The organism is Streptococcus sp. SCPM-O-B-15294 (M123) (assembly GCF_058200455.1).
Map to the genome: position 1 here is coordinate 58,183 of NZ_JBYQGU010000004.1, position 23,668 is coordinate 81,850.

Sequence of the window (23,668 nt, forward strand, 5' to 3'; positions counted from 1 at the left end):
TGCTCTTCCTCCTTCTGCACTACTTCAGGCTTACACCCTTATTATACTCCTCCTTGAAGCGTCCTTCAAGCAAAGAAAAAACAAGGAACGAATTCCTTGTTTTTTTGAATTATTCTTCTTCTTCGTAAGACTCTTCTTCGTCTTCTTCGTCACTTAACTCAACTTCTTCATCCAACTCATCTGGTGAGATTTCATTGATTTCAGCGTCATAGGCTTCTACTTCATCCTTCTCATCTTCTGGGTTTTCATCATCGTAAGTAAGCGCTGGATCTGCTTCATAGACATCTTCGTCTTCTGGATCATCCGCATTGTAATCGATCGCGTCTTCGTCTCCATCCATAAAGGCATTGACACGTTTTTTCTTACGTTTTTTAGGCTCTTCGTCTTCATCTGTTTCTTCAAGAGCGATGATTTCTTCATCTACCTCATCAATCGCATACCATGAGCGAAGTCCCCATTTGTTGTCTCCTAGTGGGATAAAGCTTCCATCCACATTTAATTCTGTATAGAACAATGGAAGAGCTTCACGAATTTCACTGTTTGATTTTTCGAGGTAGTTTTGAATTTCATTGACCAGGTCATTGAAATACATTTCATGATCACGGCCACGTGACTCTAAGATCGCACGGGCTACTTCAATCATTGAAAGTTCACTTTTTTCTTGTCCAGCAAATACTTCTAATTCCAAGGTAGATCTCCTTCATTTTTATCTCAAGGCAACACTCTTTTTCATTAAAAAAGAGGATACCCCTAGAATACATCATTTATCGTTACACTCTATTGTACGATAATTTTCCCCTTTCGTCAAAGGAAAATTCCGCGCCAATAAGAAGAGAAAAGCCGGGACACATGGCCTCAGCTTTTCTTCTTATGACTTGTTTCCATCAAGATGGAAGATCGTCTTTTTTATTTTACTTTTGCAGTACTTGTGATCACTTCAACAGCTTTCTTCACAGCAATATCATGTTTCAACATTTCTGGTGAAAGCAAGCTACGAACTTGTTCAACTGGCATGTTGTAGTCTGCTGCCAATTGTTCGATTTCTGCAGTTACTTCTTCGTCAGTTGCTTCGAAGCCTTCTGCTTTAGCAACTGCTTCTACGACAAGGTTAGTCTTAGTACGTGCTGCTGCATCTGCTTCATATTGTTTGTGAAGATCTTCTTGAGTTGTACCAGTGATTTGGAAGTACATGTCTGGAGAGATTCCTTGACGTTGCATGTTCCCAAGGAATTCATTGACAGCACGGTGTACTTCTTCGTGGATCATTTCTTCTGGAAGGTCAACGATTTCTGCGTTTTCTACTGCAAGGTCAATCGCTGCTGACTCAACTGCATCTTTGTAAGCTTCTTCTTTCGCTTCAGCCAACTCTTTGCGGTATTTTTCTTTCAATTCAGCAAGAGTTTCAACTTCTTCGTCGATGTCTTTTGCCAATTCATCGTCAAGAGCTGGTACTTCTTTTGCTTTTACTTCGTGGATGGTTGTCACGAATTTTGCTTCTTTACCTGCAAGGTCAGTTGCTTGGTAGTTTTCTGGGAAAGTTACGATGACATCAACTGTTTCACCAGCTGAGTGTCCAACCAATTGGTCTTCGAAACCTGGGATGAATTGACCTGAACCAAGGCCAAGTGAGAAGTTATCTCCTTTTCCTCCGTCAAACTCAACACCGTCAACAGAACCTACAAAGTCGATCACAACAGTATCACCTTCAGCTGCTGGTCCTTCTTTGATTACCAATTCAGCCAAGTTGTTGCGTTCGCGTTCGATACGTGCATCTACATCTTCATCTGTTACTTCTTTAGAAACTTCTACAGATACTTCAAGGTCTTTGTAAGCACCCAATTTTACTTCTGGTTTTGTAACAACATTTGCTGTCAATGTCCAATCTTGACCTTTTTCCATTGATACAACGTCAAAAGTTGGTTGAGCAACCACTTCAAGACCTGCTTCTTTTACTGCTGCTTCATAAGCTGCTGGAAGAAGATCGTTCAAAGCATCTTGATAAAGTGATTCTTCACCAAAACGTTGGTTAAAGATCGGACGTGGAAGGTGACCTTTACGGAATCCTGGTACGTTCAAGTTTTTCTTAACAGACTCAAACACGCGGTCTAAAGCTGGTTTAATTTGGTCTTGACTGATGGTAAAAGTCAATACTCCGCGGTTTGTTTCTTTGTTTTCAAATGATACAGACATTCTGTCTCTCCTTAAAATAATATAGTCATTCCTAATAATTTTACCATAAAACTTCGAAAATGCAAGTTTTTGGGCATCTTGGTTTTGTGGAAACTGCTTCTTTTTAGAGGAATTTTATAGTGGTTTCTGGAGACTCGAAGATTAAAAATCTCTTTCCTATCTCAAAAATTGTCCCGGAATAAAAAAACTAGTACATGCCTGAACTAGTTTCCTTCCTATTAGGACTTCCGAAGCGGGTCTTCCTGGTAAGTAGCACGCGCCCCACCAACCAACTTGGGACGACTGGCTAGAGCCGTCACATGAGCACCACCCAGTTCTTTCAAAACAGGGCGAACGGGTACTTGCACATGTTTGACATGCATCCCGATAGAAGTATCACCGATATCCAAACCAGCCTGAGCTGTGATGTATTCCACTTCGACAGGATCTTTCATATAGCCGAAGGCAGCCAACTGTCCGGCACCCCCCGCATGGAGGCTCGGTAGTACATTGACGATTTCTAAGTCTTTCTTTTCTGCTAGTTCACGTTCGACCACCAGAGCTCGGTTAAGATGCTCACATCCTTGGACAGCTAAGTAAATCCCTTTGGGAGTTAGGGTATCCAGGATGGTTTTCACAATGGCTTGCCCAATCTCCAGGCTTGAGTTCTTCCCGATACTTGCGCCAGCGACTTCACTGGTGGACAGGCCTAATACGAGGATTTGTCCCTGATGCAGATTAGCCTTGGATATAATATCCAGTAAGATCTCCTGGGTTTCTCTTTTTAATTGCTCTAACTCCATCCTCTAATTTCCCTTCTTTGGTAAGAAATGATACAGAGCATATCCCAGAGCCATCCCAACGAAGTTTTGAACCAGATTATGAGGAACCTCTTCAATCGCCGCTACCCAGGTATTTCCTAAAAAGAGTGCTGACGCTAGGGCATAGCCGCCTACCATGATAACCGTTCCTAGAAGCAGACCGATGTAACGGGCTTTTCCTTTAAAGCCAGCAAAGTAACCTTGAGCTCCGTGGAAAAGAAGACTAAAGAACATCCATTGAGGATAGCCAGAGAGGAGGTCTAAGAGAAAGGCACCAAGACCACCGACCACTGCTCCTTCTTTGCGCCCCAGATAAAAGGCGGTAAAGTAGACGCCTAGATCCAGTAAGGTCACCATCCCGGTTGGAGTTGGCAACTTGGTATAATAGCCTAGCACAACTGTCAAGGCGGTTAAAATGGCTAAATGCGCGATTACTTGGGTACGGTTATTGGTCATATTGAACTACTCCATATTGATCTGATTTTTGAATGGCTTGGTAGACGAACGCTTTTGAAGCCTTAACAGCTTCTAAGGTTGCCTTCCCTTGGACTAACTGGCTTGCTATGCTAGAGGCAAAGGTACAACCAGCTCCTGTATTATTCTTTTCTAAAACATCTTCTTCGAAGACCGTAAAGTCTTGGCCGTCATAAAAGACATCGATGGCTTTTTCCTTGTTAAGGCGGTTGCCCCCTTTGACCACGACAGTCGCTGCTCCCAATTCATGGAGCTTGCGCGCCGCCTCCTTCATATCGTCAAGCGATTGAATCTTGCTTTGAGTCAAGATCTCAGCTTCTGGTAAGTTTGGCGTGATGATGGTCACATAAGGGAAAAACTTGATCAATTCATCTCGAAGGGCTGACACTTCCACGTCATGGGTTTCCTTGCAGACCAAGACAGGGTCTAGTATCACAGGGATCTCCGCATGGGCTTTGACATAGTCCAAGGCTAAATCTGCCACTTGGACATTTGGCAAAAGACCGAGTTTAATAGCAGAGAAAGGAACATCCTTGAGAGAGTTGAGCTGTTGGGCAAAGGTCGTCGGATCCACCGGAATCACTTCAAAACCATGCTCTGTCATAGCTGTCAAACAAGTCACCGCTACAAAGCCATGCTGTTTGTTGGTTGTATAGGTCGCAAGGTCTGCGTGAAGACCTCCTCCACTAAAAATATCATTTCCTGAAATAGCTAGAATCAATTCATTACTCATAACGGATCTCCTTTAAATATAAGCCATTTGGCGCTGCTGTAGGACCTGCTAAATTGCGGTCCTTCTTTTCCAAAATCAGATTGATCTGCTCGATCGGCATCCGATCATTTCCGATCTTCAACAAAGTTCCCACCATATTGCGGATTTGCTTGTAGAGAAAGCCATTGCCCGAAAAGGTAAAGACAAGGCGATGATGCTCTGCATCCTCGACCAAGCGAGCCTCTGTAATCGTACGAACCTTGTCTTCCACACTGGTTCCCGAAGCTGTAAAGCCGGTGAAATCATGGGTCCCCACCAACTTTTGGATGGCCGCTTGCATCTTTTCCACATCCAAAGGATAAGGGTAGTGGGTTGCATAGTGGCGCATCATGGGATTTTTGGGACGACCATAATCCACGATGAATTCATAGGTCTTGCTGTGCTTCTGGTAGCGTGAGTGAAAGTCATCGGGAACTTGCTCCACCCGGATAAAGTCAATATCCTCTGGGGTTTGGGTATCGAGGGCGAAGCGGAGCTTCTCCTCGTCCCTCGCTTGAGGGAGATCAAAATGGATGACCTGCCCAAGGGCATGGACACCTGCATCCGTCCGGCCTGCTCCATGGATGGTCACAGGATTTCCTTGATTGAGACGCATCAAGGTCTTCTCGATTTCTTCTTGCACACTACGGGCATGCGGTTGTCGTTGGAAACCCGCAAATAGAGTTCCATCGTAAGAAATAGTTGCTTTGTATCGTGTCATGTTTTTATTTTATCAAGTTCATCCAAGCTGAACAAGGCGGAAAAGAGAAAACTGTCCGGGTACAGTTGTAGAGACAAAAAAGAACCAAGTCTTTCCTTTTCCATCTCTGGAAAATAGAAAAACTTAGTTCAATCGGGGGGCTGATTAGTCTTCTTTCCGTCCTTTGAGACTCATGCCTGTCGCTCCTAAGATCGCTCCAAGCAAGGCCAAACCTAGGACAGATTCTTGTCCAGTCTGAGGAAGTTCTTTGCTTCCTTCTGCTTCTTGCTGTACACCCTTCTCTGAGCGAGAGTTTTCTGGTTTCAGAGGCGAGATAAATGCTTGAAGTTCTTTGCTTCCTACTTCTGTAATTTCTGGAACAGCTTCACTGGTCAGCTCAGTCGCTACCAGTTGACGACTCTGATCAAGAGATGAAACCATCACGAATTCGCGGCGCAAACCTTTCACTCCTGCCTGGACTACTTTTCGTTCACCCTTGGCTAGTTCTGGATTGGTCCGTTCAACTCGTTCAAAGTCAACTTCTTTCTCTAGAATCTCTAAGATTGGCTTATCGAGTACTAAGGCTTTCACACCATTGAAGCCTTGAACCTTCGGTGTTTCTGGAGTAGAAGGAAGTACTTCCGCCTCCTTGGTGCCCACTTCCACAATCTCAGCAACAGCTTCTTTCGATACTTCTGTTCCTAGCACTTGGCGGCTCTCATCAAGGGCAGAAACCGCAACAAATTCACGCTGCTGGCCTTTGACACCTGCTTGAACCACTTTTCGTTCACCCTTGGCTAGTTCTGGATTGGTCCGTTCGACAAGTTCAAAATCTAGCTCTTTCTCAATGACTTCCAAGCTTGGTTTGTCTTCTACCAAGGCTCTGACATCATCTTCTGCTAGGCTTCCCACTTGGGTGATTGGTTTCAATTGACTGAGAGCTTGAGTGACCTGTTCAACCTGCTCTGCCACTTTTTCTTGGTGAGCACGACTGATCGTCCAATTTAACTGATCTAGCACCGTTGCAAGAGCTGAACGAGATTCCTCAGTGTAGATGGAAAGATCTGTTGGAACATTGGCAAGGGCCGTACGAAGGGCTGTATAGTCAGCCTTGAAATAGTCTTTGTTATGGTTGGCAAATGCTTCCATGACCTGGAAGACTTCTTCTTCCTTGTATTCATTGGCTGGTTCATCTGCCCAGATTCCCAACATACTTCCGGACACTGGTAATTTCACATCAGGGTATTTGGTTGAAGCTAATTGTTCAAATGGAACAGTTTCTGAATGTTGAAGAGCTTTATCGAGTGGATAGCTTTGATCTCCTTTATGGCCCAAAACATAGTACCAGTCACCGTTGGTATTGAGAAATTTATAGCCCTTGTCTGCGAGGTACTGTGGTGATGCGAGGTTATAGCCCCACCATCCTTTAGACCAGTAAGAAATCAAGACGTCCTTGTCAAAGGTCACATCATCTTCGTCTCCATAGTAGAAGCCATCGTTAAAGGCCATTGGTTGCAAGCCTTTTTCACGCGCCATAGCTGCAAGACTATTGGAATAGTCCGCAAACTTACCATAGAGCTCATACCATTTGAGGTAATACCAGCCTTGGGCATTGGTAGCATCATTGGCATATTCGTCTGTTCCGTAGTTAAAGATCTTAGACTTGCCTTTGAAATAGTCCATGTACTTGCCAATGAGGGCCTTGGTGAAATTAACCGCTTCTTCGTTGGTCAGATCCATGGTTGTCTTGGAAACCGTATCAAAGGTCGCTTGCGGATGTTCGATACCTAGTTTTTCCATCGCTACCAAGATGGCATCCATATGACCTGGACTATTGACTGCTGGGATCAAGCCAATTCCTTTAGAAGTCGCATAAGCAAGCAATTCGTCCATTTCTGCTTGGGTCAAGGCTTGACCATTTGGATCGTCATAGTAGGACTTGGTTCCTTCGAGAAGGGCCTGTTTCACGTCATCGCTGGCATAAGTCTTGCCATTGGCTTCCACCGTCATATCATCGAGAACGAAGCGCATGCCATCGTTTCCGACAAGGAGGTGCAAGTCAGAATAACCTAGCTCACTGGCCTTATCGACGATCCGTTTCAACTGATCTAGCGAGAAGTATTTGCGTCCTGCGTCAATGGAAATCACCTTGCTCTTAGCTAGTTTTTCAGCCGCTTCCTTGTCTGCCAACTCTTTGGCATAGCTTTCTGTATAGACTAAGGACTCTTGAGCGGCTTTGAGAGAAGCAATCAGTTCCTTAGCTTCTGCCCGAGTCGTGTCTGCTCCTACTCCTTCCAGCGCCTTTTTTGCTGCTGTATAGGCTACTAGGGATTCTGGTGTGTAGTGGTCCAAATCAGTTGGAGCTTCCGCTAGAGCTTTTTCAACGACTTTAGGATCTGCTACAAAGTAGTCCGCATTCTTATCCGCAAAAGCGTGCATGAGCTTGAAGAGTAGCTCTTTTTTATAGGTTGCAGATGGCGTATCTGCCCAGGCAGCTACCATCCCACCAATGAAGGGAACCTTAGCCCCATCATTTTTTTGAACAACATCAATCGCAGACTTGGAAATCCCTTCAAGTCCTTGATCGAGGTTGTACCAACCAGATCCAGCCTTATCCCGGCCGAGGACATAATACCAAGCATCATTGGTGTTAAGAATTTGATGGCCTAGTTCAGATAGGAATTTTGACGAAGCCACATCATAGCCGTTCCAACCACCTGTCCAGTAGGATACAATGATATCCTTATCAAAGGTTCCGTAGGAGGTATCGCCATTGTAGTAGATACCGTCGTTGAAGGCCATTGGTTTCATCTTGTGTTTTTTCACAATAGCCGCTAGATCATTGGCATATTGGATGAATTTTTCGTAGCCTTTATCTGGATAGCCTTCATCTGGCCAATGCTTGCTAGCTTGAAGGACCTGCCAACCATGGGCATCTGTTGCATCATTGGCATATTCGTCCAAGCCGATGTTAAAGATTTCTGTCTTGCCACTGAAATAAGCTGCATACTTGTCCACCAAGGCTTTGGTGAAATCTAGAGCTTTTTGGTTGTCTAAATCAACGGTCCGTTCTGACTTCTTCGTACCAAAGTAATTAAAGTGAGGGTTTTCAATCCCCAATTGCTCCATAGCTGTCAGAATTGCATCCATGTGCCCTGGGCTATTAATCGTTGGAATGACGCCTATATTCTTGGATTTGGCATAAGCCAAAATCTCATCCATTTGAGCCTGAGTCAAGGCTGTTCCATTTGGATCATCATAGTAGGCTTTGGTTCCTTTTTCTACAGCTTCTTTGACCGCTTGACTTGAGTAGGACGCATCTCCTACTTGCAAGGACATGTCATCAAGGACAAAGCGCAAGCCGTCATTTCCCACTAAGAGATGCAAATCGGTATAACCCGTCTTGCTGGCTTCATCAATGATTTCCTTGATTTGATCCGGCGAGAAGTACTTGCGACCGGCATCAATAGAGATGACCTTTTTCTTGGCCAATTTTTCTTCTTGCTCTGGATCTTTAGCAGGTGTTTCAGTCGCTGCTGTTACCGGTTGAGCTGTCCCATCAGTTTCTGTAACAGTGACCGCTTCTTCACGAATCAAGCGATCAAGGTCGGATGCGCGCAATTCTCGATCAGGTAGGGTTGGTTGACTTTGATCGACGATTGGAGCAGGAGCCGTTGGTTTTTCTACTACCGGCTGAGCAGCTTCCTCGGTAGCAGACTGAGGCAAGTCTCCTTCACTTGGCTGTGTCGGAAGAGTCGTTGCAGGGCTTTCTGTAACGCTTGGCGTATCTGCAGCTACGACTTGACCGCTGGCAAAAAAGCCAACCAGTACCGAAGCAACTCCTACAGCATACTTGCGAATAGAATAACGTGGTTGATGTGATTTCATCAGGACCTCCTAAAATTTGTTATGTGTAAACGCTTACTTCCAGTCTATCTAGAAAGCAGGCCCTCGTCAAGGCTTCTTTGAAAGGTTCTTTAATTAAGAGAAGAAGCTATAAAATTTTATCCCTATATTTCATTAAAACCAGCTGACACAAAAAAGAGCTTAGTCGTTAAAACCAAACTCTTCGAGTTACCGATTTCTGTCTCTTAGCACAGTGGTTGATTGCTCAAAACACTGTTTTGAGGCGGCGAATAGGGATTGCGGAGCAAGGCCCTTCCTAATCAACTGGGCGGGGGTACTAAAAAGGTCCTGTGGACCTTTTTTGCCCGAGCCTTAAAACCGAAAAGCGAGGTAGAAATCGAGACTGCGTCTACCGATTTCTGTCTCTTGGCGCAGTGGTTGATTGGAGCTACTCCTACCTGCGGTACTCGTACTTCCTAATCAACTGGGCGGGGGCAAAACTACGAAATCAAACTCTTCGAGTTACTGATTTCTGTCTCTTAGCACAGTGGTTGATTGACGGTACTTGAACCTTTCGGTTCTTCGTCCAGTCTAATCAACTGTGTGGGGGCAGGACTACGAAATCGAGACTGCGTCTACCGATTTCTGTCCTGCTCCCTATATTGCCCAATCTCCGTTTCGGAAGACTGGGACGCGGGTGCCGTCTTCTCGGATGCCGTCGATATCCATTTGGCTTGAGCCAATCATGAAGTCGACGTGGACGTCTGAGCGGTTGAGGCCGGCTGCTTCGAGTTCTTCTTCTGTGAACTCTGCGCCACCTTCTACACTGGTAGCATAGGCTGCCCCGATGGCCAAGTGGTTAGAAGCATTTTCATCAAAGAGGGTGTTAAAGAAGGTAATGCCTGATTGAGAAATTGGGCTTGGATCTGGTACAAGGGCACATTCACCCAAGGCACGCGCTCCCTTGTTTTTGAAGACCAAATCTTTCATGACTTGGTCGCCTTTTTCTGCTGTGATATCTACGATTTCTCCATTTTTAAAGGTCACTTTGATGCCTTCGATGATGTTTCCGTTGTAGCTAAGCGGTTTTGTAGAGGTGACATAACCTTCTGCGCGACGGAAGTCAGGAGCTGTGAAGACCTCTTCTGTCGGCATGTTTGGCAAGAATCCTTCGCCTTGGGCATTGATAGCTCCCGCAGATTCCCAGACGTGGTTCTTCGGCAAGCCAAGAGTCAAATCTGTTCCTGGTGCTGTGTAATGAAGAGCTGAGAATTGTTCCTTATTAAGAGTGTCTGCCTTGCTCTTGAGAATAGCCGCATGCTCTTCCCAAGCTTTGACTGGATCTTCTTCGTATACCCGGCAGGTCTTGAAGATCTGATCCCACAGGAGATCCACTGCTTCTTCATCACTTGCAGCATTTGGAAAGACCTTTTTCGCCCATTCTAAACCTGCTGCTGCAGCAACAGTCCAGCTGACCTTGTTGGATTGAGTAGCGATGCGCATTGGTTTCATAGCCATGCCCAAAGCCTTAGCAGAAGCAGAAAGCTTCTCTGCCTCGACACCGTTTAAAGCACCTGGATCAGACGAGCGCACACCCAAGCGACTGGCCTTGTGTTCCAAGAGGTAGTTCATCTCTGCAATCTTGTAGTCAGGCACATTGTCCAAGCGATCCATCGGTGCATGGAGGAATTTTTCACGGGTAGTAAAATCATCTGCCCATTGGATGATTACTTCATGTGCACCTAAGGCATAGGCCTCCTTCACGATCAAGTGGGCCAATTCTCTTTGCTCCACATCGATGTTCAAAGCCAAGGTATGGCCAGGTTGCACGTTGATGCCGTTTGCAACCAACAATTTTGCGTATTTTTCTAAGTTTTCTTTAAAATTTGGTAAAACCATGTTCAATCCTTTTCTATATTAATCCTTTAAGAGTGACAAGAGGTTTGCTACCACGACAGTGGAGCAGACCAAGCCAGTGACTTTTAAAATTGTATCGGTATCTAGCTCTAATTGATAGCTAAATGTTTTTTGAGCAGGTTTGTCTGCTGCAAAAATTTTGACTCTCATCGTTCTATTCCTTTCTTAGCATCCTCCTCACCTAGATAGAGGCGTCGTACCTCTGGGCTGTTGGTAAGAATATCGAGATAGGTTTCATAAGCATCGGGCAGGGGCTTTCCCAAAGAGATATCTAGCTCTGGATTCACATTTCTCCCATAGAGAAAGCAGAGATAAAGACGTTCATTGAGCGTCGGAAAGACTTCTAGAGACATGAGCTCAGCCTGACCGACCCGCTCCCAATCTTGCTCTTGGATATCTGGTAGGATATAGGTTTGGAAGAGTCCCATCAGAGGATTGTCCTCTGGTTGGCCACTTTCCTTGTCCGCCTCAACCAAGGAAAGCCGATGACCAAAACCAGCTACTTGGCGCTCCTGTCCCTTCACCGAAACCGTAATCGGATGCCCTCCCATATGACTATAAATCCATTCTTTAGGCAGCCGGTAATCTAAGAGAGGCTCAAGATCTTTGACAATCGTTACAGGACTAGAGCGTAGAAACTGACGAGTGACTGCTTTACAAAAGAGAATATTCTCCTCTTTCAAGGTCACTCCCTTCCAGCTATTTTCCTCCTTAAAATGGTTAAAAAACACCAAATAGGGCTCTCGTACCATTTGTGCTAAGACATAAACACCATTTCGTAGGCGAATGGAAATGACTTTCCCTGACTTCCAGGATGTTGCTCTTTTTTTCTTTTCTATCATTAACCAACCTCAAACCGAGCGAGGATCGTTGAATCCATCAGAACAAATCGCTATGACTTCCTGTCCTTAGCAAGTTTAAAATCAATTCGTCCTTATCTACTTTGTAAACCAAAAGCCAATCCGGCTGGATATGACACTCCCGAACACCTTGGAAATGCTTGGAGTTGGTCAGTTGATGGTCACGATATCTAACAGGAAGTTCTTTTTCTTGAATCAGAAAATCCAAGACTTCTTCTAATAAGTCTGCCTTCAAACCACGCTTCATTGCCAACTTAAAATCTTTTTTAAACTGTTTATGATAGCGAATCTTAAGCACGCAAATCCTCCATCAAATCTGAGACTGATTCAAAGGATTGACTCATATTCCGATTTTGCTCTACATCCGTTACGACTTGAAGCAACTTCCCATGATCGTCTAATCGAACATCAAAAGGTAAGCCCTGATATTGAATAGCCTGACGGAGGAAAATGTTTATGGCTGTAGTCATATCCATCCCTAAATGGCTAAAAACCTGTTGAGCCTGCTCCTTGACCTCACTATCCAAACGGATACTCATGCTCGTCTTTGACATATTCTCACCTTCTTTCTATCTTTTATTGTAACAAAAAAGAAGGCTATTGTAAATCTATCGGATATACATTAGCTTCTCAAAAATTAATGGTTAAATCAATTCTTATTACTTGCTTTCTATAAATTTTTTGACCATAGGCAAAATTTCTTTTTCCAACCCTTTTATTTGATCCGATCCCCATTTAGTTTTTTCTGTTATGCTAGCCATAATTTGTAATTTTAGACTCTGACGATCAAAAATTCCTTCCCATTGTTTATATTTTGCACTCGGAACTAAATTTCCAAATTTTGAATTTTGACTATCTGTAATGATACAAAGGTTCCCAAAGGAGTGTAAGAATTGATCATTCATTTTTTCAACTTTTTCGTCACTATTTGGATGTTGTGGAAACCAATGCTCTATTGAACGACGATATGCAAATTTGAAATGATCAAATATAACACCTTTATACTCCCTTCCTAACTCTTCACGATTTTTCCATAAGATGTAATCAATAAAATTAAATGCATAAACAGGAATGTCACCATATTTCTTAATAATATCTTCCTCGGTGAACAATCTTCCCTCAGCATATCTCACAGCCATTTTTTCAAGAAAATCCTTAAATCGAATAGCAAATTCTTGATCATTTAGTTCCTCAATATTCTCGAAGAGGAATTGCAAAATTTCATATAACCAACGACTATCACGATTGGCAGTGAAAGTCACAGCAAACATAGATTGAAGAAGAATAATGTTTTGGTTAATTTCCGAATCTGAAAATGTATTCTTAGTAAAGCGTTCTTCAACTATGTAATGCTCTTTCGCTTTTCCGTTAGGTTGATATTCATAATAAGTTCCCTTCTGCAAAAACCATTCATCCTTATTTCTGCTTGAAGAATCCATATTTGAATTTCTAACGATGTAATTATCAAAAATATGTTTTATTTTAAGAAGAAATTCACTGAATTCAATAATCCAAGTCTTATTTTTATTTTTTATATCAAATAGAGTTAAGAGTTTCTTATCGTCTAGCTGAACCTCACTGGGATCTCTACCTTCCCAAATAGCCAATACATGGAGTAAGAAGGTAGGAAAATCTATAACTTGGGTATAATCACCAAAATCTTTTTCTACTTCTATATTTTTTTCATTTATCTTTTTTCCTAATACATCTGATAACTTTCTTCTTTCATTTTGATAAAAATCAAAGTCATCATAAATATTATGAAATGAGTAATTTGAAAAGTGCCATCCAAAAATGCGTTCACGCTCCTGAAAACTGTCTGCCCTCTTCCGCCTCATCTTAAATTGACTTGCTACCGGCTTATCAAATTCAGCGCAAGCATCCCAGATTCTAGCAAATTTTTCTGCTGTTTCTTGATTTTCTCCAAACTTAGCCATCATTTGTGCCTTAAGAATTTCATGAGCTTCTAGTTGTTCTCCCCGAGAGTTAAAACGTTCGAAATAAAGATTCAAATCTAAATCTTTAGGAAGTATACTTCGAAAAATGATGACTTTATTAAAAAGATAATCAACGAAGGACTGAGGTTCAAGTTGGCGCTCTCCTAGCACTTTTTTCAAGGCATCTTTAGCATGTCTGTAACCTCTAGTTAATTCATTTTCATCGTTCTCAGAAATTTTTTCATTGATAAATAGTTTTTGAATATTCTCATTTGATCTTCTCCGAGCCGGGAAAGTTAAGTTAACCTCCTCTAATTTGTCAAAATTAAACTCATTTTTCAAAACCAAAGCAATTAAATTAAGGGCTGTTGTTCGTTGTTGACCATCTATAATTTTAAAAAGACCATTCTCTTCATTGACAACTAATGTTCCAATATAGTAATTGTCTCTCTTTTCTTGATAAGCATCTGCTACATCGTTCAATAACTGCTCGATCTCATCATAAGTCCAGGAAAAATTTCTCTGATAAAGAGGAATAGCATAGCTATCTTCGTTTAATAAACGATCAACGGACAAGCTGATATGTGTCTCTACCATTTCCCTCTTTCCTCCTCTATAATCTGCTCCACAGTATAATTTTCAAATAATTCTCTATCTATCTTAAGCATGAAATCATTTGGAGTTACAGCATGGGCTAAAATTTGGAAAAGTTTTTGAACTTCTCTTTGTCTGAACTTCCCGCCTGCAGCGTAGTTTCCTAAAGTAGCATCATATATAGCACGAGACTTTACACGCGGGTAGTAAGCCCAAATAAACAAGGTCTCTACTATTTCTTTTGATAGCTCTTCTTTTCCAAATCTCTCTGCAAAAAGCAAGCAAATATTTAGAAACAAATTATGACACTTGATATAGCGTCCTTTTGAACTATTGTAAATTTTCAACATACCTTTTGGATAATCTGAACTATTTTCTGCCCTTTTAGAATCATTAGAAATTCCTAACTGTTTATTCAAAATATCTATATGATCTTTAATCGTTTGATGGACAGATTCAATATACTTAAAAAATTTACTTCCATCAATGATTGGCATGGTTATTGACATAGGGAAATTTTCAATATGACGGTATAATTCTAGGTATGGAAAATTCTGACTTAAATCAACACCTTTAAAATCATCAATAAAAGATTCTGTAAAACGCAGATATGAACCATAACGCTTATTGGTTAATCCTGTTTCTCCCCTCGACCAACGTCTCATACGAAAAAGATGCTTATCAAATAGATCTTTCAGACTTAAATCGTTATCTTCCACAAACTGCTCCCATTTCTCAACAATTTTTTCATCTTCTGTTTCTTGTTGACGCAGATGGTAGGCTTTGAGTAAATCATGAGGTTCTAAAGATTTGCCACGATTATTCTGAGAGTCAAATAATTGAAAAGCTTCTGATAAACGTTCCTCTGGCATGACGATACAAGAGATAGAACAATTTTCTAATAAAAATTCGCAAATTCCTTTTGCCTGGTTTGAACCAACCAATTGAGCTAAATTTTCCCACTCATTATAATTTTCGCTCGCATGATAGCAGGATATCTCTCCAAATTCAGCACCTAAAAGTTGATTAGCACCTTCATAATTCTCTAATTTCTCTAATAAATGAAGAAATAAAGAAATAGAAATTAGCCGTTGTTGCCCATCTACAATATCTAAGTATTCACCATTCTCATGCAAGATAACAGAGCCAACTTGATATTCCTTTTTTTCCATAGCATCTTGTAAATCATAAAAAAGATTACGGATATGCTTTCTGTTCCACTTATAAGGTCTTTGATAAGAAGGAATCCGCAAATTACCTTCTTTCAATAGTTCCCCAACCTTTTTAGAAGTAAATTGAATACCCATTTCATCCGCCTTTATTGTATTTTAAAAAAACTACAAATTCATATGAATCTGTAGTTAAGAGTAGCTAATTCTTTGGAATAACACTTGTATTAGGAATATTTTTTGAATACTACTCTGCTGCTTCCTTTGTCCAAAATCCTTGTGCAATCATATTACCAAACTGATCAATAACAATCCATTCAGTCATATCTACGCCTCTTCCAACTTTTTTAATCATATATTAATCATTTATTATCAGAGATAGTATAGCATGTACAAACTATGATGTCAATATTATATAGAAAGAACATAATATTATTTTTCTCAATTTAAGATCAACTATAATAAACTTTCTCTATTTGAGAATACAAGTATATAAAATAGGAGTAAAACAGTACGATTTTTAGTAAATTTCGTTCTGTCCTACTCCTGAAAAGATAATGTAACATTCTTCCAAACTTAGAAAATGAACAATTCAATAAATTAGTTACTTCATCATGTAATTATGACTTTTGTTCATCTAAGATTGATAACTTTTGAATAAAAATCATTTATCCATCAAAACAAATCATCAAAGAGACTGAGCTGGTTATCCTCAGGCATATTGCCAAGAATTCCCATCTCATCCATCTTTTCTACCAAGGTTGAGGAGACGCCACCACGTTTGCGTAACTCTGTTTTAGAGAGGAATTCTCCTTCTTTCCGAGCTCTCACAATCTGCTTTGCTACGTTTTCTCCCAATCCATCCATGGCAACAAATGGTGGAATGAGGGTGTCTCCATCGATCAAGAATTCCGTCGCATCACTGCGATAAAGGTCTAGCTTCCCAAACTTGAAGCCTCGCTCCCACATCTCATTGACAATTTCAAGGGTGGTGTAGAGGTCGATCTCCACATTGGAAGCTTCGTTGTTCTTGCGTTTTTCAGCGATGTCCTTCATTCGCGCTTTCACGGCTTCTAGTCCTGCACCCATGGTCTTGATATCAAAGGCCTTGGCACGGATAGAGAAGTAAGCACAGTAATAGTAGAGAGGATGGTGCACTTTGAAGTAGGCTACACGGAGGGCCATCATAACGTAGGCTGCCGCATGGGCTTTAGGGAACATGTACTTGATTTTTCCACAAGACTCGATGTACCATTCAGGTACATTGTTAGCCTTCATGGCCTCGATATAACCATTGCGCTCTTCTTCAGAAATCTTAAGCCACATGCCTTTCCGCACCCGCTCCATGATGGTAAAGGCCATCTTGGGTTCGAGTCCTGCGTGCATGAGGTAAACCATGATGTCATCCCGACATCCGATAACGGTTGATAGGTCAGCAATCCCAGCCTTGATCAAGTCTTGGGCATTTCCTAACCATACGTCGGTACCGTGAGACAGACCAGAAAGCTGAAGCAATTCGGCAAAGGTGGTAGGATGGGTCTCATCGACCATCCCCCGAACGAAGTTAGTCCCAAACTCTGGGATTCCCAGCATACCGGTTGAAGTACCGATTTGCTCCGGTGTGACTCCTAGGATATCTGTACCTGAAAAGAGGGCCATGACACCAGGATCATCCATAGGAATATCGTTTGGATCAATGCCTGACAAGTCCTGGAGCTTCCGAATCATGGTCGGATCATCGTGTCCCAGGACATCGAGCTTGAGGACGTTCTCATCGATATCGTGGAAGTTAAAGTGAGTGGTTTGCCATTCAGCAGTCACATCATCTGCTGGGTACTGAACAGGGGTGAAATCATAGACGTCCATATAGTTTGGAATAACGACGATTCCCCCTGGGTGCTGACCGGTCGTCCGTTTGACCCCAGCGGCACCTTGCGCCAGACGTTCCACCTCTGCATCCCGGTAATACTTGCCGTAGTCTCGCTCATAGCCTTTCACAAACCCATAGGCAGTCTTGGCCGCAACTGTACCTACTGTTCCTGCCCGGAAGGCATATTCTTCCCCAAAGATATCGCGAACATCCAAGTGGGCACTCGGCTGGTCTTCCCCTGAGAAGTTCAAATCAATATCGGGTACCTTGTCCCCATCAAAACCAAGGAAGGTCTCAAACGGAATGTCTTGGCCGTTTTTGCTGAGCTTGTGGCCACAGTTTGGACAATCCTTATCCGGCATATCAAAACCAGATCCATAAGAGCCATCAGTGATGAACTCACTGTACTGGCACTGGTCACAGACATAGTGAGGCGAGAGCGGATTAACCTCCGTAATCCCAATCATGGTCGCGACAAAGCTGGAGCCAACGGATCCACGCGATCCAACCAGGTAGCCCCGCTCATTGGAACGATGCACCAGCATTTGCGAGGCCAGATAAATCACGGCAAATCCATTCCCCAAGATAGAGGTCAATTCCTTTTCAATCCGCAGATCCACAATATCAGGTAATGGATTTCCATAGATTTCAAAGGCCTTCTGATAGGTTAACTCGGCAACTGTTTCTTCGGCCTTGTCGATAAATGGGGTATAGAGGTCACCCTTGACCACTTCGACAGGTTCGAAGATTTCTGCCAGGGCATTGGTGTTTTCAATGACAATCTTGCGCGCCAAGTCTTCCCCTAAAAAGGCAAATTCATCCAGCATTTCATTGGTTGTACGGAAATGGGCTTTTGGTAGGGGTGCTGGTTGGGCGTTTTCTCCATGGCCGATATTCCGGTTAATCATGGCCCCTTGCCCGAGACTGCGGACAATGATTTCCCGATAGATCTCTTCCTCAGGCTCAAGGTAGTGGACATTTCCTGTCGCGAGGACTGGTTTTCCAAGGCGATCTCCCACCTCAATCAAGCTCTTGATGATAGTTTGGAGCTCATCCATATCTTTGACCTGCTCTTTGGCAATGAGGGGCGCATAGATGGCTGGAGGCATGACCTCGATAAAGTCATAATACTTGGCCACTTTCACTGCCGCGTCAACTCCTTGAGAGACGACCGCATCGAAGACTTCTCCTTCAGAACAAGCTGATCCAAGGATCAAGCCTTCCCGATGGGCATCTAAAACTGTCCGCGGAATCCGAGGAACACCCTCAAAATATTGAGTATTGGAAAGGGAGACCAGTTTGAACATGTTTTTCAAGCCGGTCTGGTTCTTGACATAGATGGTCGCGTGTTTGACCCGAGCCTTTTTGTAGGAATCTGGACTAATCAAATCCAAATTCAGCTTGGCTAGATTGGTCACGCCATGCTTTTCTGCTACATCCTTGATAAAGATGAAAAGCAAGCGCCCCGTCGCTTCCGCATCATAGTTGGCCATATGGTGATGTTCCAAGGCGACCCCAAAGCGCTTGGTCAAGTGCCCCAAGCTATGCCATCTAAAATCTGGGTAGAGGTTGCGGGCAAATTCCAACGTATCGATGACTGGTTGGGTGATTTTTGGAAGGCCATGACGCTCGTAGTTGACATTCATGAAGCCCATGTCAAAAGTGGCATTGTGGGCAACCAAAACCGCATCCTGACAGAATTCCTGGAACTCCTCCAAGACCTGTTTCAAAGGTTTGGCATTGCGAACATGGTCATCGGTAATGCCTGTCAGGTCCGTTATATAGGCTGAAATGGGGTGACCTGGATTGATGAACTCATCGAATTCAGCAATGATATTGCCCTTGTGCATTTTAGAAGCGGCAACCTGAATCAGATCATTGTAAATCGCTGAGAATCCCGTCGTTTCCACGTCAAAAATCACATAGGTTGCTTCATGAAGGTCTAGATCAACTTCATTGTAGGTAATCGGCACGCGGTCTTCAACGATATTGGCTTCCATCCCATAGATGAGTTGGATACCAGCTTTCTTGGCAGCCTTATAGCCATGAGGGAAGGACTGAACATTTCCATGGTCTGTGATAGCCACTGCTTTGTGGCCCCATTTGGCTGCTTTTGCGACTAGCTCCTCTACCTCAGGTAGGGCATCCATAGTCGACATATTGGTATGGGCATGGAACTCGACCCGACGCTCGCCTTCTGGCATCAGATCCTTGCGCTCGTAGTGGACCACTTCTTGGACATCCTGGACATTCATGGTCAAATCGCGTGTGAAGTTATTGACCTCGATATTCCCACGGACCCGCAACCAAGAGTTTTTCTTAATCATGTCAAACTTCTGAGCTTCTTCTTCATTTTTAGCCCATTTTTGGAGTGAAAAACTGGAGGTATAGTCGGTCATCTTGAAATTGATCAAGACCCGACCTGTCCGAGTCACCTTGTGCTCAACATCAAAGACCACTCCTTCAAAGACAATGCGGTTTTCTTCTGTCGTGATATCAATCATAGGAGTGACTTCTGCCTTATCCAGCTTAGGCTTGGCCGCAGCCTTTTTGGCCTTGAAATCAAAGGCTGGTTTTTCCTCTGCTGGTGGTGGGGCCATTTGAGACAAGGACTCCATAGCCCGCAAGGTTTCTTCATTAGCAGCTTGGAAGATTTGATCCTTCTCAGCCTCGAAGGCCTGCTGGAGTTCTTCTGTCAACTGGTCATCCGCCTCGACCCGACATTGGAAATGAGGAAAACCAAACTTGGTCAATTGACTAGCAAGATTAGGCAGATGGTTTTTCCGGTGGTGCTCCGTATCCACAGATGAAGGACCACTAATGATCAACTCTTCTCCTTGAGAGCGGACTTGTAGGTGCTGATACATGCTCTTAAAGCCCTGACTCGCACAGGGACCATCTTCAAAAGCCTCCTGATAATAGGCTTGCAAGAGCTCCTCACTAAAAGTTGGATTCTTCACATGAATCTCAAACACCGCTCGATTTCCTGTCTTTGAAAACTCCTCAGCCAAGCGGTTTTTGAGCTCCTGAAAAATCGTGATGGGAAGAATTTCGGCAAAAACAAAACGAAATTCCCAAACACGACTGAGCTTATGGACGATGACCTCTTGGATTTCAGCCCCTTTAAAAGCGTCTGATTCACGCATTTCCAAAGGCATTCCCAACTGATTCATTAAGATTTCAAACTTGTTTGACATGATATTTCCTCGTACAGTAGTGACCCTATTTTACCATAAATCAGCCCGTTTTTCGACCAAAAAAGAATAGGGCCAGGTGCGGGAACCTGCACAATTCGCGAGCCATTTTTCACGGGGCTCAGTTATGATATAATAGAACAAAATATTTATTAAAAGGAGCCTTCACTGTGAAGAAAATTTTACTAGCCAGTGCCTGTCTGCTGACCCTGACGGCCTGTAGCACGCCTAGTCAGAATCAGCTAGAAAACAAACTCAAGCAAACTCAGAGTCAACAGAAAGCCAAAGAAGAAAAGGTGAAGACGAAAACTTTTTCAAGGGCAGTAAGTGCTGATGTCGTCACTAAAATCAAAGTCTACTATCTAAAAGATAAGGTGACTGCCTTTTCTTTCATTCATGAAAAAGAGATCCCTGAAGAGGAACAAGATAAAAGCCGCGAAGAGTTAGCTGACTATTATCAAGAAGACATGGAAAGCAGTCCCTATTTTGAAGCGATGAACAAAGCCAAAGGGATTGAGTTAAAAGTTCGAATTTCTACAGATAAAAAAACGGTTCGACAATTTGTCACATTTGATTTGGCCAAGATGGATGTAGATGAAGCGGCGGCAGCTTTGGGCGTGACAGACCAAAAAGGAACCCTCTTTGAAAAACTAAAAGATAAACCTGAAGATTTTTTTAAAGCTATCGAAGAACAAGGTTTGACAGAAGAAGAATAATAAAGCTTTCTAATTCATTTTTGAACTTTTACCTATTCGCAATTTTCGTCTATTTTTAATCCGAGTTCCTTACTCTAGTTCTATTTACTATAAATTTAAAGGAGTTTTTATGCGCCTCACTAAAAAAACAGTTCTGATTGCTATCGCTTCTCTTGTCGTTTTAGGCCTATGTCTATGGGGAGGAAGTTTGTATCTCACTAGGCAAAATGCCCTGAAACGATTCGATGAAAATTTCATTCACTATCAAGCAAAGAGTGATGACCATCAAACTTTTATTTCACAAGACATCAACCGAAAAGAAGTCTACAATTTATCCTATTCTCCTACTAAAGAAACTATTGCCATAACGAAAACAATTAAAAAAGGGGATATCTATTCTTCTGATTACCTTTATGGACCAACGACAGTCTATGATATCAAACAAACTGCTGATCGCTATGCCATCATCACTTCAGGCCATCCCATCCTCGTCGACTTTGGAACGACTTCAGTCAAGGTAACTTATAACAAAGACAGTTTTGAAATACCATACTCTGAGTTGTCTTTTGGAGAGTCCTTCCCTAGCGAAGATAACTAAATCGCTACTTTTCTAGATTACCAGTCTAGAACACTGAACTAACCAAGCTATTCGCTATGGTTAGTTTTTTTTGCAAAAAATTGTTTTTAACCTATTCAGCTCGATGGTACATTCTTCCCAATAGCAATAATCCTCTTAGCGCTTCGGAAAATCAGGCTTACACGTTTCTTCAGCAAAAGAAAACTGCCAGGTAAAACTGGCAGTTTAGCTTATTTATTTAAAATGGAAAGAGTTTCAAGCAGGTTGTCTGCATGTACTTCAATCGTGTCGCCTGAAGCTTTGATTTTCACTTCTACGACACCGTCAGCTGCTTTCTTCCCGACAGTGATGCGGATTGGCAAACCAATCAAGTCACTATCGCTAAATTTAACACCAGCACGTTCGTTACGGTCGTCTACCAAGACTTCGTAACCAGACTGGATCAATTGATCTTCAATCTTGCTTGTCAATTCAAGAGAAGCTTCATCCTTGACATTGACTGGAATCAAGTGCACATCAAACGGCGCCAATTCTTTAGGGAAGTTGATGCCCCAAGCGTAACGGTATTCACCTTTAGGAGTTTTGTTAACAAAGAGGCGAGCGTGTTGTTCCATAACTGCTGAAAGGAGACGGCTGACACCGATACCGTAGCATCCCATGATGATTGGCACAGCACGGCCATTTTCATCCAAGACATCTGCTCCCATACTTGCTGAGTAACGAGTTCCGAGTTTAAAGATATGACCAATTTCGATACCACGCGCAAAGTTGAGAACACCTTGTCCGTCTGGAGAAATCTCACCCTCACGCACTTCACGGATATCGACATATTCCGCAGTGAAGTCACGACCTGGGTTGACACCCGTCAAGTGGTAGCCATCTTCGTTGGCTCCAACAACCGCATTGCGGCTATCTTGCACCTTGCGGTCAGCGATAATTTTAACATTTTCAGGAAGATTGACTGGTCCAAGGGAACCAAAGTCTGCTCCCAACAATTCTTTCACTTCCGCCTCAGTTGCAGGTTCCAAGAAATCTGCTCCAAGGTAGTTTTTCAATTTGACTTCGTTGAGCTGGTCATTGCCAACAAGTAGGGCCACAACTGGCTCCTCATCTGCGATATAAACCAAGGTCTTGATGGTTTGCTCTTCAGAGATATTCAAGAAGGCTGCGACTTCATCAATCGATTTGACACCCGGTGTTTCCACGCGAACCACTTCTTCTTCCGTCACGACACGGTTGCTTGGTTTGTAGGCGTTGGTTGCCATTTCCAAGTTGGCCGCATAGCTTGACTCACTTGAGTAGGCAATGGTATCTTCACCAGAAACCATCCATTTGAGCAATTCTGCCTTGATTTCTTCTTGCACTTCTGCAGGAATCTCGTCAAATGATGCAACAGACTTGTCTAACACCACCCAACGGTCAAGGTCTGTACGCGAAGGTGTAATGGCCATAAATTCTTGGCTGTCCTTACCCCCCATGGCACCACCGTCACCGATGATGGCTTTGAAGTCCAAGCCACTACGAGTGAAGATACGCTCATAGGCTGCCTTGTACTCATCATAAGTTACATCCAAGCTATCGTAGTTAGCGTGGAAGCTATAACCATCTTTCATGATGAATTCACGCGTACGAAGAAGGCCATTACGTGGACGTTTTTCATCACGATACTTAGGCTGGATTTGGTACAAGTTCAGTGGCAATTGCTTGTAAGACTTGACAGAATCGCGGACAATCGCGGTAAAGGTTTCTTCGTGAGTTGGGCCTAGGATGAAGTCAGATCCTTCACGGTTTTTCAATTTGTACAAGTCTTCACCGTAGGTATCATAACGGCCAGACTCACGCCAAAGGTCCGCACTGAGAAGGGCTGGAGCCAACATCTCAACCGCACCAATCTTATCAAATTCTTGGCGCATGATCTTCTTAGCTTTTTCAATCACACGGTTAGCAAGTGGCAGATATGAATAGACACCTGCAGAGACTTGACGAACATAACCCGCACGGAGCATCAAAGCGTGACTGATAACCTGCGCATCACTTGGCATTTCGCGAAGTGTTGGAATAAGCATTTTACTTTGTTTCATTCAGATTCATTCC

The 23,668-nt window shown here is 43.0% G+C and carries 18 protein-coding genes; 2 read left to right on the forward strand and 16 right to left on the reverse strand.

The window, feature by feature from the left end:
• Window positions 1-109: 109 nt before the first annotated feature.
• The 15 genes from rpoE to AC3E8G_RS04120 form a co-directional block, all read right to left on the reverse strand.
• Entirely contained in the window at window positions 110-688 is a 579-nt protein-coding gene (gene rpoE, locus AC3E8G_RS04050; protein ID WP_048691524.1) for a DNA-directed RNA polymerase subunit delta, read from the reverse strand.
• Window positions 689-906: 218 nt separating this feature from the next.
• On the reverse strand, window positions 907-2,190 hold the full coding sequence (tig, locus tag AC3E8G_RS04055; RefSeq protein ID WP_048717652.1) for a trigger factor: 1,284 nt from the start codon (window positions 2,188-2,190) through the stop codon (window positions 907-909).
• Window positions 2,191-2,408: 218 nt separating this feature from the next.
• A complete protein-coding gene (locus AC3E8G_RS04060; RefSeq protein WP_490677087.1) occupies window positions 2,409-2,972 on the reverse strand; it encodes a TIGR01440 family protein in 564 nt (187 codons plus the stop codon).
• Between the two features lie 3 nt (window positions 2,973-2,975).
• Window positions 2,976-3,446 carry an ECF transporter S component gene (locus AC3E8G_RS04065; RefSeq protein WP_048691530.1) on the reverse strand — a complete coding sequence of 157 codons (471 nt, stop codon included), beginning with the start codon at window positions 3,444-3,446 and terminating at the stop codon, window positions 2,976-2,978.
• A complete protein-coding gene (locus AC3E8G_RS04070; RefSeq protein ID WP_490677088.1) occupies window positions 3,436-4,197 on the reverse strand; it encodes a bifunctional hydroxymethylpyrimidine kinase/phosphomethylpyrimidine kinase in 762 nt (253 codons plus the stop codon). The genes AC3E8G_RS04065 and AC3E8G_RS04070 overlap by 11 nt, the downstream gene beginning before the upstream one ends.
• Window positions 4,190-4,936 carry a tRNA pseudouridine(38-40) synthase TruA gene (gene truA / locus AC3E8G_RS04075; RefSeq protein ID WP_490677089.1) on the reverse strand — a complete coding sequence of 249 codons (747 nt, stop codon included), beginning with the start codon at window positions 4,934-4,936 and terminating at the stop codon, window positions 4,190-4,192. Before truA ends, AC3E8G_RS04070 begins: the two co-directional genes overlap by 8 nt.
• A 144-nt stretch (window positions 4,937-5,080) precedes the next feature.
• Window positions 5,081-8,803, reverse strand: coding sequence for a family 20 glycosylhydrolase (locus AC3E8G_RS04080; RefSeq protein WP_490677090.1), 3,723 nt, complete (start codon window positions 8,801-8,803; stop codon window positions 5,081-5,083).
• 615 nt (window positions 8,804-9,418) lie between these two features.
• Window positions 9,419-10,660 (reverse strand): aminopeptidase, encoded by a 1,242-nt coding sequence (locus AC3E8G_RS04085; protein ID WP_490677091.1) that lies wholly within the window; start codon window positions 10,658-10,660, stop codon window positions 9,419-9,421.
• Between the two features lie 18 nt (window positions 10,661-10,678).
• Window positions 10,679-10,828 carry a hypothetical protein gene (locus AC3E8G_RS04090; protein WP_414286400.1) on the reverse strand — a complete coding sequence of 50 codons (150 nt, stop codon included), beginning with the start codon at window positions 10,826-10,828 and terminating at the stop codon, window positions 10,679-10,681.
• Entirely contained in the window at window positions 10,825-11,520 is a 696-nt protein-coding gene (locus AC3E8G_RS04095) for a hypothetical protein (protein WP_490677092.1), read from the reverse strand. The genes AC3E8G_RS04090 and AC3E8G_RS04095 overlap by 4 nt, the downstream gene beginning before the upstream one ends.
• Before the next feature lie 37 nt (window positions 11,521-11,557).
• A complete protein-coding gene (locus AC3E8G_RS04100; protein WP_045504411.1) occupies window positions 11,558-11,836 on the reverse strand; it encodes a type II toxin-antitoxin system YafQ family toxin in 279 nt (92 codons plus the stop codon).
• Window positions 11,829-12,092, reverse strand: coding sequence for a type II toxin-antitoxin system RelB/DinJ family antitoxin (locus AC3E8G_RS04105; protein WP_490677093.1), 264 nt, complete (start codon window positions 12,090-12,092; stop codon window positions 11,829-11,831). Before AC3E8G_RS04105 ends, AC3E8G_RS04100 begins: the two co-directional genes overlap by 8 nt.
• 105 nt (window positions 12,093-12,197) lie before the next feature.
• The gene (locus tag AC3E8G_RS04110; RefSeq protein WP_490677094.1) at window positions 12,198-14,072 is read right to left on the reverse strand and encodes a DUF262 domain-containing protein; all 1,875 of its coding nucleotides are present in this window, start codon (window positions 14,070-14,072) and stop codon (window positions 12,198-12,200) included.
• On the reverse strand, window positions 14,066-15,376 hold the full coding sequence (locus AC3E8G_RS04115; protein WP_490677095.1) for a DUF262 domain-containing protein: 1,311 nt from the start codon (window positions 15,374-15,376) through the stop codon (window positions 14,066-14,068). The genes AC3E8G_RS04110 and AC3E8G_RS04115 overlap by 7 nt, the downstream gene beginning before the upstream one ends.
• Window positions 15,377-15,913: 537 nt before the next feature.
• Window positions 15,914-20,305 (reverse strand): PolC-type DNA polymerase III, encoded by a 4,392-nt coding sequence (locus tag AC3E8G_RS04120; protein ID WP_490677096.1) that lies wholly within the window; start codon window positions 20,303-20,305, stop codon window positions 15,914-15,916.
• A gap of 167 nt (window positions 20,306-20,472) precedes the next feature.
• Here AC3E8G_RS04120 and AC3E8G_RS04125 point away from each other — a divergent pair, with 167 nt between their 5' ends.
• Both AC3E8G_RS04125 and AC3E8G_RS04130 read left to right on the forward strand, forming a co-directional pair.
• Complete coding sequence (locus AC3E8G_RS04125; protein WP_490677097.1) at window positions 20,473-21,018, forward strand: DUF1307 domain-containing protein; 546 nt, start codon at window positions 20,473-20,475, stop codon at window positions 21,016-21,018.
• Window positions 21,019-21,127: 109 nt separating this feature from the next.
• On the forward strand, window positions 21,128-21,595 hold the full coding sequence (locus tag AC3E8G_RS04130; RefSeq protein ID WP_490677098.1) for a hypothetical protein: 468 nt from the start codon (window positions 21,128-21,130) through the stop codon (window positions 21,593-21,595).
• 209 nt (window positions 21,596-21,804) lie between these two features.
• On the opposite strand, the gene AC3E8G_RS04135 is transcribed toward AC3E8G_RS04130, so the two are convergent.
• A complete protein-coding gene (locus AC3E8G_RS04135) occupies window positions 21,805-23,655 on the reverse strand; it encodes a proline--tRNA ligase (RefSeq protein WP_490677099.1) in 1,851 nt (616 codons plus the stop codon).
• Window positions 23,656-23,668 lie beyond the last annotated feature (13 nt).

What these genes read in the sequence shown, in the direction of transcription:
- tig (WP_048717652.1), bottom strand. Translation starts at nt 2,190, where the DNA reads ATGTCTGTATCATTTGAAAACAAAGAAACAAACCGCGGAGTATTGACT.
- AC3E8G_RS04060 (WP_490677087.1), bottom strand. Translation starts at nt 2,972, where the DNA reads ATGGAGTTAGAGCAATTAAAAAGAGAAACCCAGGAGATCTTACTGGAT.
- AC3E8G_RS04065 (WP_048691530.1), bottom strand. Translation starts at nt 3,446, where the DNA reads ATGACCAATAACCGTACCCAAGTAATCGCGCATTTAGCCATTTTAACC.
- AC3E8G_RS04070 (WP_490677088.1), bottom strand. Translation starts at nt 4,197, where the DNA reads ATGAGTAATGAATTGATTCTAGCTATTTCAGGAAATGATATTTTTAGT.
- truA (WP_490677089.1), bottom strand. Translation starts at nt 4,936, where the DNA reads ATGACACGATACAAAGCAACTATTTCTTACGATGGAACTCTATTTGCG.
- AC3E8G_RS04080 (WP_490677090.1), bottom strand. Translation starts at nt 8,803, where the DNA reads ATGAAATCACATCAACCACGTTATTCTATTCGCAAGTATGCTGTAGGA.
- AC3E8G_RS04085 (WP_490677091.1), bottom strand. Translation starts at nt 10,660, where the DNA reads ATGGTTTTACCAAATTTTAAAGAAAACTTAGAAAAATACGCAAAATTG.
- AC3E8G_RS04090 (WP_414286400.1), bottom strand. Translation starts at nt 10,828, where the DNA reads ATGAGAGTCAAAATTTTTGCAGCAGACAAACCTGCTCAAAAAACATTT.
- AC3E8G_RS04095 (WP_490677092.1), bottom strand. Translation starts at nt 11,520, where the DNA reads ATGATAGAAAAGAAAAAAAGAGCAACATCCTGGAAGTCAGGGAAAGTC.
- AC3E8G_RS04105 (WP_490677093.1), bottom strand. Translation starts at nt 12,092, where the DNA reads ATGTCAAAGACGAGCATGAGTATCCGTTTGGATAGTGAGGTCAAGGAG.
- AC3E8G_RS04110 (WP_490677094.1), bottom strand. Translation starts at nt 14,072, where the DNA reads ATGGTAGAGACACATATCAGCTTGTCCGTTGATCGTTTATTAAACGAA.
- AC3E8G_RS04115 (WP_490677095.1), bottom strand. Translation starts at nt 15,376, where the DNA reads ATGGGTATTCAATTTACTTCTAAAAAGGTTGGGGAACTATTGAAAGAA.
- AC3E8G_RS04120 (WP_490677096.1), bottom strand. Translation starts at nt 20,305, where the DNA reads ATGTCAAACAAGTTTGAAATCTTAATGAATCAGTTGGGAATGCCTTTG.
- AC3E8G_RS04130 (WP_490677098.1), top strand. Translation starts at nt 21,128, where the DNA reads ATGCGCCTCACTAAAAAAACAGTTCTGATTGCTATCGCTTCTCTTGTC.
- AC3E8G_RS04135 (WP_490677099.1), bottom strand. Translation starts at nt 23,655, where the DNA reads ATGAAACAAAGTAAAATGCTTATTCCAACACTTCGCGAAATGCCAAGT.